This window comes from Blattabacterium cuenoti, assembly GCF_014252395.1.
In the GTDB taxonomy this organism is placed as follows: Bacteria; Bacteroidota; Bacteroidia; order Flavobacteriales; family Blattabacteriaceae; genus Blattabacterium; species Blattabacterium cuenoti_AA.
Genome location: NZ_CP059219.1, coordinates 215,687 through 229,753 on the forward strand (window position 1 = coordinate 215,687; position 14,067 = coordinate 229,753).

Annotated in this window: 15 protein-coding genes and 1 tRNA gene; 5 read left to right on the forward strand and 11 right to left on the reverse strand. The window is 21.7% G+C overall.

All coding sequences use genetic code 11. The features are described from left to right. Window positions 1–6: 6 nt before the first annotated feature. The 4 genes from hisB to hisG are packed head-to-tail and all read right to left on the reverse strand — an operon-like array spanning window position 7 to window position 4,452. Window positions 7–1,173 (reverse strand): bifunctional histidinol-phosphatase/imidazoleglycerol-phosphate dehydratase HisB, encoded by a 1,167-nt coding sequence (gene hisB / locus H0H36_RS01015; protein WP_185869788.1) that lies wholly within the window; start codon window positions 1,171–1,173, stop codon window positions 7–9. Beyond that, window positions 1,173–2,276, reverse strand: coding sequence for a histidinol-phosphate transaminase (gene hisC, locus H0H36_RS01020; protein WP_185869789.1), 1,104 nt, complete (start codon window positions 2,274–2,276; stop codon window positions 1,173–1,175). The genes hisB and hisC overlap by 1 nt, the downstream gene beginning before the upstream one ends. 5 nt (window positions 2,277–2,281) lie before the next feature. Further along, the gene (gene hisD / locus H0H36_RS01025; RefSeq protein ID WP_185869790.1) at window positions 2,282–3,583 is read right to left on the reverse strand and encodes a histidinol dehydrogenase; all 1,302 of its coding nucleotides are present in this window, start codon (window positions 3,581–3,583) and stop codon (window positions 2,282–2,284) included. A gap of 11 nt (window positions 3,584–3,594) precedes the next feature. After that, entirely contained in the window at window positions 3,595–4,452 is an 858-nt protein-coding gene (hisG, locus tag H0H36_RS01030; RefSeq protein WP_185869791.1) for an ATP phosphoribosyltransferase, read from the reverse strand. A 166-nt stretch (window positions 4,453–4,618) separates the two neighbouring features. On the opposite strand from hisG, the gene H0H36_RS01035 reads away from it, so the two are divergent. After that, window positions 4,619–5,380 carry an exodeoxyribonuclease III gene (locus H0H36_RS01035; protein WP_185869792.1) on the forward strand — a complete coding sequence of 254 codons (762 nt, stop codon included), beginning with the start codon at window positions 4,619–4,621 and terminating at the stop codon, window positions 5,378–5,380. Between the two features lie 2 nt (window positions 5,381–5,382). Here the strand turns inward: H0H36_RS01035 and H0H36_RS01040 are convergent. Then, window positions 5,383–5,455: transfer RNA gene (locus H0H36_RS01040), tRNA-Lys, on the reverse strand. Between the two features lie 60 nt (window positions 5,456–5,515). On the opposite strand from H0H36_RS01040, the gene H0H36_RS01045 reads away from it, so the two are divergent. The 4 genes from H0H36_RS01045 (at window position 5,516) to H0H36_RS01060 (ending at window position 9,134) form a co-directional block, all read left to right on the forward strand. Beyond that, window positions 5,516–6,028: a shikimate kinase gene (locus H0H36_RS01045; protein ID WP_185869793.1), complete on the forward strand. Its 513-nt coding sequence runs from the start codon at window positions 5,516–5,518 to the stop codon at window positions 6,026–6,028. Between the two features lie 6 nt (window positions 6,029–6,034). After that, window positions 6,035–7,354: a tRNA lysidine(34) synthetase TilS gene (gene tilS / locus H0H36_RS01050; RefSeq protein WP_185869794.1), complete on the forward strand. Its 1,320-nt coding sequence runs from the start codon at window positions 6,035–6,037 to the stop codon at window positions 7,352–7,354. A 72-nt stretch (window positions 7,355–7,426) separates the two neighbouring features. Continuing rightward, window positions 7,427–8,491: a 3-phosphoserine/phosphohydroxythreonine transaminase gene (gene serC, locus H0H36_RS01055; protein ID WP_185869795.1), complete on the forward strand. Its 1,065-nt coding sequence runs from the start codon at window positions 7,427–7,429 to the stop codon at window positions 8,489–8,491. Then, a complete protein-coding gene (locus H0H36_RS01060) occupies window positions 8,472–9,134 on the forward strand; it encodes a YggS family pyridoxal phosphate-dependent enzyme (protein ID WP_185869796.1) in 663 nt (220 codons plus the stop codon). The genes serC and H0H36_RS01060 overlap by 20 nt, the downstream gene beginning before the upstream one ends. Here the strand turns inward: H0H36_RS01060 and trpA are convergent. Genes trpA through H0H36_RS01090 form a run of 6 tightly spaced genes read right to left on the reverse strand, consistent with a single transcriptional unit; the run spans window position 9,127 to window position 14,065 of the window. Further along, entirely contained in the window at window positions 9,127–9,894 is a 768-nt protein-coding gene (gene trpA / locus H0H36_RS01065; RefSeq protein WP_185869797.1) for a tryptophan synthase subunit alpha, read from the reverse strand. The two genes, H0H36_RS01060 and trpA, sit on opposite strands and share 8 nt — an antisense overlap. After that, window positions 9,891–11,072, reverse strand: coding sequence for a tryptophan synthase subunit beta (gene trpB / locus H0H36_RS01070; protein WP_185869798.1), 1,182 nt, complete (start codon window positions 11,070–11,072; stop codon window positions 9,891–9,893). Before trpB ends, trpA begins: the two co-directional genes overlap by 4 nt. Beyond that, complete coding sequence (trpF, locus tag H0H36_RS01075; protein ID WP_185869799.1) at window positions 11,069–11,698, reverse strand: phosphoribosylanthranilate isomerase; 630 nt, start codon at window positions 11,696–11,698, stop codon at window positions 11,069–11,071. Before trpF ends, trpB begins: the two co-directional genes overlap by 4 nt. After that, entirely contained in the window at window positions 11,688–12,491 is an 804-nt protein-coding gene (gene trpC / locus H0H36_RS01080; RefSeq protein ID WP_185869800.1) for an indole-3-glycerol phosphate synthase TrpC, read from the reverse strand. The genes trpF and trpC overlap by 11 nt, the downstream gene beginning before the upstream one ends. Beyond that, window positions 12,488–13,486 carry an anthranilate phosphoribosyltransferase gene (gene trpD, locus H0H36_RS01085; protein WP_185869801.1) on the reverse strand — a complete coding sequence of 333 codons (999 nt, stop codon included), beginning with the start codon at window positions 13,484–13,486 and terminating at the stop codon, window positions 12,488–12,490. The genes trpC and trpD overlap by 4 nt, the downstream gene beginning before the upstream one ends. A 3-nt stretch (window positions 13,487–13,489) precedes the next feature. Next, complete coding sequence (locus tag H0H36_RS01090; RefSeq protein ID WP_185869802.1) at window positions 13,490–14,065, reverse strand: anthranilate synthase component II; 576 nt, start codon at window positions 14,063–14,065, stop codon at window positions 13,490–13,492. Window positions 14,066–14,067: the final 2 nt, after the last annotated feature.

Consider the following 14,067-nt stretch of genomic DNA (forward strand, 5'->3'; position numbering starts at 1 on the left):
AAAATTTTACAAGAATCCTTTAGAACTAGGTATTTTATTTTTAATAAAATTTTTTTGTATTGCCATTTTAATAGCTTTAGCAAAACATTTAAAAATAGATTCTATTTTATGATGTTCATTAATACCTATAGCATTAATATACAAATTGCATTTTGCAGATAAACAAAAAGATTTAAAAAAATGATAAAACATTTCTGTAGGAACTTTTCCTATTTTTTGTCTAAAAAATTTTGTTTTCCAAAGTAATTTACTTCTTCCACCAAGATCTAATGCTACTGTAGCTAAACTATCATCCATAGGAAGAATATAAAATCCATATCGTTCTAATCCCTTTTTATTTCCTAAAGATTGATTAAAAACTTCACCTAAAGCAATAGCAGTATCTTCTATAGTATGGTGTTCATCTATATAAAGATCTCCTTTAATTTTAATATTTATATCTATAGAACTGTGAAATGCTATTTGTTCTAATAAATGATCAAAAAATCCAAGTCCTGTTTGTATATGATAACGTCCTTTTCCATAAAGAGAAAGTGATATTTTTATATCAGTTTCTGATGTAGTACGTTCATATACAAATTTTTTATTGGACATAGAGGACAAATATTCATATATTTTTTTCCAATTATCTGTTTTTAATGATATTATTTTTTTTAAAATTTTTTCATTTATAGTAGAATAATAATCTTTTTCTTCTTTTGTAAAATTTTTAAAATGAAAATTTTTTTTAATCCATATAGATTGACATCCTAAATTTTTAGCTAATAAAACATCTGTAAACCTATCTCCAATAACAAATGATTTAGAAATATCATATTCTTTTGAATTTAAATAAGAAGTAAGCATACCTATACCAGGTTTTCTTGTAGAAGATTTTTCTTCAGGAAAAGTTTTATCTATAAAAACAGAAGAAAAATTAATTCCTTCTGTTTTTAATAAATTTAAAATATGATTATGTATAGGCCAAAATATTTTTTCAGGAAATTTATTTGTACCTAAACCATCTTGATTTGTTACCATTATTAAATCATAATCTAATTCTTGTACTATTTTTGATAAAAAATATATAACTTTTGGTAAAAAAGTTATTTTTTCAATAGAATCTATTTGATAAATAGGTGGATTTTCTTCTATAATAGTACCATCTCTATCAATAAATAATATTTTTTTCATTATATTTTTATTTTTTTAGAATATTCTTTGATTTTTTCTATTAAATACTCATTTTCTTCGTGAGTACCTATTGTAATTCTTAAACAATTATTACATAAAATAATTTTTGAACGTTCTCTAACAATAACTTTTTTTTCAACTAAATATTGATAAAGATTTTTTGATGAAAAATTAATTTTTACTAATAAAAAATTAGCAGAACTAGGATATACTTTTTTTATAGTAGATATTTGACTTAAACAAGTTTTCATATATTCTCTTTCTGATAAAATATTTTTTAAATGATAGAAAAATAAGTCTCTATTTTCAAGAGCTTGAATTGCTATTTTTTGTGATACCATACTGATATTATATGGATGTTTAATTTTATTCATCCAATGAATAATATCTGCAGAAGCAATAGCTATACCAATTCTTAATCCAGCTAAACCCCAAGATTTAGAAAGAGTTTGTAATACTATTAAATTTGGAAATTTATCTATTTCTATAGAAAAAGATTTTTTTTCTGAAAAATCTATATATGCTTCATCTAAAACTACAATTCCAGTAAATTTTTTTATAATTTTTTCAATATTGTTTCTTTTTATATCATTTCCTGTAGGATTATTTGGTGAACAAATAAAAATAATTTTACTATTATTATTTATTACTTTTTTTATTTCATCAAAATTTAATTGATAATTTTCTTCTGTTAAATTGATTTTTATCACATTTGCACCGTGTATTTTTCCACTAATTTCATACATACCATAAGTAGGAGGAAAAATGATAGTATTATCAATTTCTGGACGAGAAAAAATGCGATAAATTAAATCAATAATTTCATCACTTCCATTACCTAAAAATATTTTAGAAGTTGAAATATTTTTTAACTCTGATATTTTTTCTTTTAATTCTTGTTGTAAAGGATCTGGATATCTATTATAAGAATTAAAAAAAGATAAAGGAGACCCAAAAGAATTTTCATTAGCATCTAAAAAAATAGATTTTTTTTCTTTTTTATGTTCTATTCTAGCAGATATATATGGATCAACATTTAAAATATTATCTCTTATTAAGGAATACAAATTAAAATCAGAATAATTATTATTATTTTTATTCATAACGTTTAAAATTCATTTTGTAACCGAATATTAATAGATTTTTGATGAGCTATCAATCCTTCCTCAGAAGATAAAATGTTTATGCACTTTGATAAATTTTGTAATCCTTTTTTAGATATTTCTTGAAAAGTTATTTTTTTAACAAAACTATCTACAGAAATTCCACTATAATATTTAGCATAACCATATGTAGGAAGTACATGATTTGTACCAGAAGCGTAATCTCCTGCACTTACTGGAGAATAATTTCCTAAAAAAACGGATCCAGCATTAACTACTTTATCCGCCCAATAAGAAGAATTTTTACAATTTATAATTAAATGTTCTGGAGCAATTTTATTAATTAAAAAAAGACATTCTTCTAAAGAAGAAAGGATTATTATTTTGCTTTTTTTTAAAGATTTTTTAATAATATCTTTTCTTTTACATAAAGAAAAAAATTGTTTTTTTAATTCAATTAGAACTTTTTTAACCCATAATTTATTATTTATAGTAAATAAAAGAATATAACTTTCTGGATCATGTTCTGATTGAGATAATAAATCGGAAGCTACATATTTTGGATTTGCTGTTTCATCACTCATAATTACTACTTCTGAAGGTCCTGCAGGCATATCTATAGAAACAATTCCTTGTTGGGATAAAATTTGTTTAGCTGTAGTTACAAAAGAATTTCCTGGACCATATATTTTATATACAGAAGGAATACTTTTTGTACCATAAGCCATTGCTGCAATAGCTTGAGCACCTCCTATTTTATAAACATTTTTAATATTTACGTATTTAGCTGCATATAATATAGCAGGATGAATTTCTCCATTTTTATTAGGAGGACTACATAAAATAATATTCTTACATCCTGCTAATTTTCCTGGTATTCCTAACATTAATACTGTAGATAGTAAAGGGGCAGATCCTCCAGGAATATAAAATCCAATTTTTTCTATTGGAACAGTTTTTCTCCAACAAAAAACACCTTCAGAAACTTCTATTTTAGATTCTAAATATATTTGTTTTTCATGAAAACATTTTATATTTTTATGTGCTATTTCAATAGATTTTTTTAAAATATCTGAAATTTTTGAACTAGATTGGTTAAAATCTTTTTCTGTGACTAAAAAATCTTTTATATCAACTTGATCATATTTTTTTGTATAATCTTTTAAAGCTTCATCTCCGTATAATTTTACATTATTTATAATAGTTAATACTAAATCTGTTAGATCAGAAACATTTTTAGTTTTAGAATATCTATTTATAATATATTTCCATGTTTTTGAAGTTGGATAGGTATATATTTGAATCATATCCTTTTAATTTATAGTATAATTTTTTCTATTGGAAGAACTAATATATCTTGTGCTCCAAGTGATTTTAAATTTTCTATTATACCCCAAAAATCATTTTCATTTACGACAGAATGAACTGAACTACATTCTGAATTTGCTAAAGGAAGAATAACTGGGCTTTTAATTCCTGGAAGATAAGATATTATTTTTTCTAATCTATTATTAGGTACATTTAACAAAATATATTTATTATTTTTAGCTTTTCTTACAGCTCTAATTCTAAATAATAATTTATCCATTATTATATTTTGTGGAGAACTTAAATGAAGATGTGAAGCTAATACTGCTTCAGATTGAAGAACCGTTTCAACTTCTTTTAATCCATTCATAAAAAGTGTAGATCCACTACTTACTAAATCACATATACAATCAGCTAAACCAATTCCTGGAGCTATTTCTACTGCACCAGATATTTCATGAATATCTGCGTTTATCTTTCTTTTTATAAAAAATTCCTTTACTAAAAAAGGATAGCTTGTAGCTATTTTTTTTCCATTTATATCATTTATACTATTGTAATTTAAAGATTTAGGTACAGCTATGGAAAGTCTACATTTACCAAAACCCAAAGCTTCCTTAAATTTTATTTTTTTTCTTTTTTCTAGAAGAACATTTTTTCCTACAATACCTATATCAGCTACTCCATCTTCTAAATACTGAGGGATATCATCATCTCTTAGAAAGAGTACTTCTAACGGAAAATTAAGAGCCGTTGTTTTTAATTTATCTATACCAATATTAACTTCAATGCTGCAATCTTTAAGCAACTTGATAGAGTCTTCATAAAGACGACCTGATTTTTGAATAGCTATTTTAAGTTTATCCATAGGAACAAATAATAAAAGCTTACTTATGTAAGCTTTTATTAGTAAATATTAGAATTAATGCATTATGGCAAATATAAAAAAAACTATTTTGAATATTTTATAATTAAACCAATTTATTCTATAAATAAAGAAAAAAGTTATAATATTTATATAAAAAATAAATAAAATGAAAATTATTAGTTATAATATAAATGGTATTAGATCTGGAATAAACAAAGGATTAATTTTTTGGATAAAAAATAGTAATCCAGATATTTTATGTTTACAAGAAATAAAAGCATTTCCAGAACAAATAAACACTAGTATATTTGAAAAATTAGGGTATAATCATTATTGGTTTTCTTCAAAAAAAAAAGGTTATAGTGGAGTATCTATTTTATCTAAAGAAAAAGCTACTCATATAGAATATGGAATAGGATTAGATTCTATAGATAAAGAAGGACGAGTATTACGTATAGATTTAAAAAAAATTTCAATAATTAGTCTTTATATTCCTTCAGGAACTAATATAAAAAATAGATTAAATTTTAAATTTTTTTTTATGAAAAAATTTTTTGTATATATAAAAGAAATTAAAAATAAAATAAATAATCTTATTATTTGTGGAGATTATAATATTTGTCATTATGATATAGATATTTATGATCCAAAAAGTAATAAAAATGTTTCTGGGTTTCTACCGGAAGAAAGAAAATGGATGACTCTTTTTATGAATTTAGGTTTTATAGATAGTTTTAGAAACTATGTAAAAGAAGGGAATCATTATAGTTGGTGGAATTACCGTTATAATTCTAAAAAAAATAATAAAGGATGGAGAATAGATTATATGTTAGTTAGTGATTCTTTAAAAAAAAGAATGAAAAATGCTTATTTATTACCAGAAGTAGTATTTTCAGATCATTGTCCTACTGTATTAGAAATAAATTGAAGTGACCTGACTGGGATTCGAACCCAGGACCCTTACATTAAAAGTGTAATGCTCTACCAGCTGAGCTATCAGGTCTTTAACCTTAAATAGGTTTACCATGCACAAATATACTATAATTTTTATGTTTTTTTTTATATGAAAATCACTTTAATAGGATATATGGGAAGTGGAAAAACTTCTATAGGAAAAATTTTATCTAAAAGATTAAATATTGATTTTTATGATTTAGATAATCTTATTGTTGAAAAGAAAAAAAAATCAATATTTAATCTTTTTAAGAAAATAGGAGAATTTTCTTTCAGAAAAATAGAACATATGGTATTAAGAAAAGTTTTAAAAAAAGAAAAAAAATATATTTTATCTGTAGGAGGAGGAACTCCTTGTTTTTATAATAATATTTATTTATTAAATAAGTATTCAAAAACTTTTTATTTAAAAGCAGATAGTTATACTTTATTTAAAAGATTACTTGTAGAAAAAAAAACAAGGCCTTTAATTTCTAATTTTTCTAAGAATGAATTATTTATATTTATTATTAAACATTTATTTAAAAGAACATTTTTTTATGAAAAGTCTTTAAAAAAAATAGATGTTAATAATAAGTCTAAAAATGATATAATGAAAGATATTATTAATATGATTGATTAAAAAATTATGAAAAAAATATCAAACAGTTACTTTTTTATGGAGGTTAAAAAATATTTTCCATTTAAAACTAAAAAAAAAATAGGAGTAGCTGTAAGTGGAGGATTAGATAGTATGGTCCTTATTGATATATTACTTAATATTTCTAATCTTCAATTAGAAGTTCTTCATTGTAATTTTAAATTAAGAAATGAAGAATCGGATAAAGATGAAATATTTATAAAAAATTTTTGTATAAAAAAAAATATAATATGTCATATTAAAAAATTTAATACTTTATATTTTTCTAAAAAAAATAATATTTCTATACAAATGGCTGCTAGAGAACTTAGATATAAATGGTTTAATAAATTATTAGAAAAATTTTCATATAAATATATTGCCTTAGGTCATCATTTTAATGATTCTATAGAAACTTTTTTTATTAATATTTTAAGAGGTACTGGAATTAAAGGATTATTAGGTATTCCAAAAATAAATAAAAAGTTTATTCGTCCTCTTTCTCTTTTTACTAAAGAAGAAATTATTTTTTATGCTAAAAGAAAAAATATAAAATGGAGATCTGATAGTAGTAATCAAAATCTTAAATATTTAAGAAATAAAATTCGTTCAATTATACCAATAATATCCTCTTTTTCATCTTCTTTTTATAAAGGATTTAAAAAATCTATAAATTTTCTTAAAAATGAAAATTTTTTTATAGAAAAAAAATTAGAAGAAATACATAAAAAAATTACAATAGAAAAAAAAAATGATCCATTTTTGTGGAAAATAGAGTATAAAAAAATAGAAAATTTAAATTATTTATCTAAATTATTTTATTCATATGGATTTTATAATATAAATGATTTAAAAAATTTTATTCATGTACAATCAGGAAAACAACTGATTTCAAAAAAATATCGTCTTATTAAAAATAGAAATTTTTGGATTTTAGTTTCTAATAAATTTTTTTTAGAAAAAAAGAATAAAATTTATACAATAAATAATTTAGAATTGAATTATAATTTACCTATAAATATTAAATTTTTTTTTAATCCAAAAAAAGAAAATAGAAAAAAAATGTTACTTATAGATTTTGAAAAAATTAAATTACCATTACAATTAAGAACATGGAGACAAGGAGATTTTTTTTTCCCTTTTGGTATGAAAGGGAAAAAAAAAGTAAGTAAATATTATAAAGATAAAAAATTTTCACTTTTTGAAAAAGAACAAACATGGTTATTAATTAACGGAAATAATCATATTATTTTAATTATAGAAAATCGTTTAGATGATAGATTTAAAATAACAAAAAAAACAAAAAAAATATTAGGAATAAAAATATAATTTATCTATTATTTTTACAATTTCAATTAGTATTTTTTTTTAATTTTGATATAAGAATTACTTATTCTATTTATGAAAATACATAATTTCAATGCAGGACCTTCTATTTTACCAAAAGAAGTTGTTAAAAAGTCAGCTCAATCTGTAATTGATTTTAATCAATCTGGATTATCTTTACTTGAAATTTCTCATAGAAGTATAGATTTTATAGAAATAATAGAAAGAACTACCATGTTAGTAAAACGTATTATGAATTTAAATGAAGATTATGCAGTTTTATTTCTTCAAGGAGGAGCTACATTGCAATTTTCAATGGTTCCATATAATTTAATGAATAAAGAAGCTTCTTATTTAGATACAGGATTTTGGTCATTTAATGCTATTAAAGAAGCAGAAAAATTTGGAAAAGTAAAAATTTTATTTTCTGGTAAAAAAAAAAATTATACATATATATCTAGAAATTATCATATACCAAATAATTCTGATTATTTTCATTGTACCTCTAATAATACAATTGTAGGTACACAAATGAAGGAATTTCCAAAAACATCTATTCCAATAATTTGCGATATGTCTTCAGATATTTTTAGTAGAAAATTAGATTTTTGCAAATTTAGTTTAATTTATGCTTCTGCACAAAAAAATGTAAGTTCTGCAGGAATGACTATTGTTGTAATAAAAAAAAATATTTTAGGAAAAATAAAAAAAAATATTCCTTCTTATATGGATTATAAAATACATATACAAAATAATAGTATTTTAAATACTCCAAATGTATTTTCTATTTATACTTCTATGCTAACTTTAGAATGGATAGAAAAAAAAGGAGGCCTTTCTTTTTTAGAAAAAGAAAATCAATATAAAGCTAAATTATTATATAACGAAATAGATAGAAATATTTTATTTGAAAACAAAATACAAAAAAAAGATCGTTCTAATATGAATGTTATCTTTTTTTTAAAAGAAAAAAAATTAAAAAAAGAATTTGATAAAATATGGAAAAATAAAAATATTATAGGATTAAATGGTCATAGATTTTTAGGTGGATATCGTGCTAGTATATATAACGCACTTCCATTAAAAAGTATTCAATTTTTAATTCAAATTATGAAAGATTTTGAAAAATCATATAGATAATAATTTTTTTTCCATAAAAAAATATATTCCAAAAAATGTAAAAATCTTAGTTGTTTCTAAAAATCAAAATATTTTTTCTATAAAAAAATTATATTTATCTGGTAATAAAGACTTTGGAGAAAATTATATTCAAGAAATGGTAAAAAAATATAATAAATTACCTAAAGATATTCGTTGGCATATGATTGGAAGAATTCAAAGTAATAAATTAAAATATATAATACCTTTTATTTATTTAATACATAGTGTTCAAAGTATGAAACATATTATAATGATAAATAATATAGGATTAAAATATAATAAAATTATTAATTGTCTTTTACAAATAAAAATAAGTGATGAAAAAAATAAGTTAGGAATAACGGATAAAGAAGCTTATAATATATTAGAAAGCGAAAATTATAAAACTATGAAAAATATAAGAATAATTGGAATTATGGGAATGGCTTCTTTTCAAGAAGAAAAAAAAATTCATAATGAATTTTCGTATTTACAATATATATATGAAATATGTAAAAAAAAATATGGACATTATATTCTTTCTATGGGAATTAGTAGAGATTATAAAATTGCTATAAAATATGGAAGTACACTTATTAGATTAGGTACTTTAATTTTTGGAGAAAGAAAAAAAATTATCTAATAGATTTAATATATTTTTTTATACTTTCTTCTAATTTTTTTTCTTGTAATGATTTAATAAAAGAACTTCCAATAATACCACCATTTGCGTATTTACATGATAAATTAAAATTTTTTTTATTAGTAATTCCAAATCCAATCAGTTTAGGAACTTTTATAGATAATCTATTTACACGTTCAAAAAAAGATATTTGTTCTTTATCAAAAAAATTAATTTTTCCAGTTGTAGAATTAGAAGATACTAAATATAAAAAACCATCAGTATATTTACTTAATAAAGAAATTCTATGTGAATTTGTTTTTGGAGTAATTAAAAATATCATAGATAATGAATATTTTTTAAACATATTTTGATATTCTTTTACAAAAATATTTACAGGAAGATCTGGTAAAATTAGTCCAGATATTCCTGATTTTTTACATTTTTTTAAAAATTTTTCCTCTCCAAATTTATAAAATTGATTAAAATAACCCATAATAATAATAGGTATTTTTATTTCTTTTTTAATTTTTTCTATTTGTGAAAATAATAAAGAAATATTCATTCCATTTTTTAAAGATATTTTATTACTTTTTTGTATAATCATTCCATCTGCTAAAGGATCAGAATATGGTATACCTATTTCTATTAAATCTACAGAAATATTCTGTAAAATTTTTATTATTTTTATTGTGCTATCTATTTTAGGATATCCTGCAGTAAAATAAATACACAATATATTTTTATTTTTTATTGTAAAAAAATTATGTATTTGATTCATAATTTAGTAAAATATTTATTATAAACATTAATATCTTTATCTCCTCTTCCTGATAAAGTCAGAATAACTACATCATTTTTATTAAATTTTATTTTTTTTAATACAGCTAATGCATGGGCACTTTCTAAAGCTGGAATAATACCTTCAAATAAAGATAATTCATATCCTGCTTGTAAAGCTTCTTCATCTGTAACTGATAAAAATTTTACACGATTTTTTATAAAAAGATTAGCATACATAGGTCCTATACCTGGATAATCTAATCCAGGAGATATAGAATGAGCAGGAAGTACTTGACCATCTTTATTTTGTAAAAGAATAGTCATACTTCCATGTAAAACTCCTTTAGAACCAGAATGAATAGAAGCAGCTGTTTTATCTGTTTTTATACCTAATCCTGCAGCTTCCACCGCTATAAGATTTACTAAATTATTATCTAAAAAATAATAAAAGGATCCTGCAGCATTACTACCTCCTCCTATACAACAAATTATATAATTAGGAAAAGATATTCCTTCTTTTTCTTCTAATTGCATTTTGATTTCTTCACTAATAATAGATTGAAGATCAGCTACCATTTGAGGATAAGGATGTGGACCAACTGTAGAACCTATTAAATAGTAGCTATCTGTATTATTAATCCAATAACGAATAGCTTCATTAACTGCATCTTTAAGTGTTTTTTCACCACTAAAAACAGGAACAATTTCAGCTCCAAGAAATTTCATTCTAAGAACATTAGTAGATTGACGACACATATCTGTTTCTCCCATAAAAATAATACATTTTAAATTCATTAAAGCACAAGTAGTAGCCGTAGCAACTCCATGTTGTCCAGCTCCTGTTTCAGCAATAATTTTTTTTTTACCTAATTTTTTTGCTAATAAAACTTGACCTATCGTATTATTAATTTTATGTGATCCTGTATGATTTAAATCTTCCCTTTTAAGATATATTTTTGCCTTATATTTATCAGAATATTTTTTACAAAAAAATAAAGGAGTTGGTCTTCCAACATAATCTTTTAATATTTTTCTGTATAATTTTTTAAATTCACTACTTGTAATAAATTTTTTATAATTTTTTTGTAATTCTATTATGTTCTCATATAACATTTCTGGAATAAAAGCTCCACCATATTCTCCGTAATATCCATTTTTATCAACAAAAAATTTCATAGTTTTCTTATTTTTTTTAAAAAAAAATCTAATGCTATTTTATTTTTTTTTCCAGGAAAAATTTCAAATTTACTATTCAAATCTATTCCAAATATTTTTGGATGTAAAAAATTTTTTACTTTATTAAAATCTTTTATTCCAATACCTCCACTTAAAAAAAATGGAGTTTTAAAATTATATTCATAAAGTTTTTTCCAACAAAATTTTTTTCCACTACCTCCATAATGAACTGTATTATTATCAAATAAAAAATAAGTACAAAAAGGAATATAATCTTCTACATTTTTTTTAAAAGAAAAATGATTATCTATTCTAAAACTTTTAATTAATTTTAATCCTTTTTTAAATAATTTTTCACAATAAGATGGTTTTTCTGTTCCATGTAATTGTATAAAATCTAATTTTTTTTTATTACTTATTTGTAATATTTTTTCTTCAATTTCATTTACAAAAACTCCAGTTTTTAATATTTTATTTCTAATTTTTGGAATAAAAAAATTATTTCCTACAAATCTAGGAGAATTAGGATAAAATATAAATCCTATAAAATCAGGATTTAAAGTAGATATTTTTTGTATTTGAAATTTCATACCACATATTTTTATTTTTAATGAATTATATTTCATTATTATATACTAATTTTTTTAAATTTTTTATAAAATTATTACAAAATTTTCCAGGATTTTTTTCTTTCATAAATGATTCTCCAATTAAAAAACCTTTAAATCCTTTTTTTTTTAATTTTAAAATAAAATTTATATCATTTATTCCACTTTCTGCTATTTTTATATAACCATCAGGTATTTTTGAAGATAATTTCAAACAAATATTTTTATCTACAATAAAATTAATTAAATCTCTATTATTGATTCCTATAATATCTAAATTATTCGTTATTTTATCTATTTCAATTTCATTATGAATTTCAAGAATAACTTCTAAATCAATACTTTTTGCAAGTTTAGAAAAACTTTTTATTTCTTTTTTAGAAAGAATTCCTGCTATTAATAAAATAGCATCAGATCCTATAGATTTAGATTCTATAATTTGATATTCATTAATAATAAAATCTTTCCTTAGAATAGGTATAGAAACTATATCACGTGATTTTTTTAAATATTCTTTTTTACCAGAAAAAAAATATTGATCTGTAAGAATAGATATTCCACTAGATCCTGCTAGTTCATAATCTTTAACAATTTTTTCTACTAAAACTTTATTATTTATAATTCCTTTAGATGGAGATCTTAATTTAAATTCAGAAATAATACCAGTATTACTATTCTTTATATTTTTAGATAAAGAAAAAGTTTTTCTATTAAAAAAAATACTTTTTTCTAATTTTTTTATAGGATATATTTTTTTATTTTTTTCTATCTCCTTTTTTTTAATGGATATTATTCTTTCAAGAATATTCATATACTTAAAAATTTTTTAAGAATACTTTTTGCTTTTCCACTTATTAAAGAATATTTAGCTTTATTATAATTAGTTTTAAAATTATCTTTATTTAATAAACTTAATGCAAATGTAGCGTTTATTAAAACTACTTCATTTTGAGCTAAAGTTCCTTTTCCTGATAAAACATTAGTAAATATTTTAATATTTTCTTCTGTATTTTTTCCTCCTTTTAATTCTTTGGGATTTATTTTTATTTTATAACCTATATTACTTAATTCCTCTATTGAATAAAAGCGTTCTCCTTTAGGAGTATAACACTTTATATCACTAGTAAGTGTAATTTCATCATATCCATCTAAACTATGAATAATTGCGTAATTTTTTTTTGTATTTTGATACATATAATAATATATTCTAGCTAATTCTAAATTATTAACTCCTAATAATTGATTTTTTGGATTACCTGGATTTAATAATGGACCAAGCGTATTAAAAATAGTTTTAATACCTAATTCTTTTCTTGCGTAAGACATAATATTTAACGATGGATGAAATATAGGTGCATGTAAATAACAAATACCTACTTTATCTAATTGATTTTTTAAATTATCTTCTTTATTAGTAAAATGATATCCTAATTTTTTTAATAAATTTGAAGATCCTGTTACAGAAGAAGAACTAAAACTTCCATGTTTGATTACTTTTTCTCCCGTTCCTGCTACTATAAAGCAAGCTAATGTAGAAATATTAAAAGTATTTTTTTCATCTCCACCAGTTCCAACTATATCTATAGCATTAAATTCTGTTAGATTTACTCTAACACATAAATCCATTATAGCTTGTCTAAATCCTATTATTTCTTCTAAAGTAGGATTTCTCATATTATATATAGAAGTAATAACTATTGCTTGAGTTTGATTTATTTTACCTTTTGATAAATTTATAATGAAATTTTTAGCCTCTTGTTTTGTTAAAGTTTTTTCTAAAAAAAGATTTTTTAATAATTTTTTCATATGTCATTTTACATTCAACCAATTACCTATAATTTTTTCTCCATATGGAGTTAATATAGATTCTGGATGAAATTGAACTCCACGTACATCATAATATTTATGACGTAAAGCCATAATTTCTCCTTTATCTCCAATAGCAGTAATTTTAAGATCATTAGGAAAATTATGTGGAGATATAATCCAAGAATGATAACGTCCTACTTTAATCTCTTTAGGTAATTTTTTAAAAAGAATTTCTTTTGTATCTACAATTTTAACTAAACTAGTTATTCCATGATAAACTTCTTTTGTATTAAGAAGAGTTGCTCCAAAAACTTCTCCTATAGCTTGTTGACCTAAACAAACTCCAAAAATACTCTTAGTAGAGGCGAAAGTTTTTATTAAAGGTTTTAAAATATGAGCTTCATCGGGAATACCTGGTCCTGGAGAAAGAATTATTTTGTTATATTTTTCTATATCAGAAAGTTTTATTTCATTATTTCTAGATACTTTAATAGGATTTTTAGTTAATTTTTTTACTGCATGAACTAAATTGTAAGTAAAAGAATCATAATTATCTAAAATTAATATTTTGTCCATAA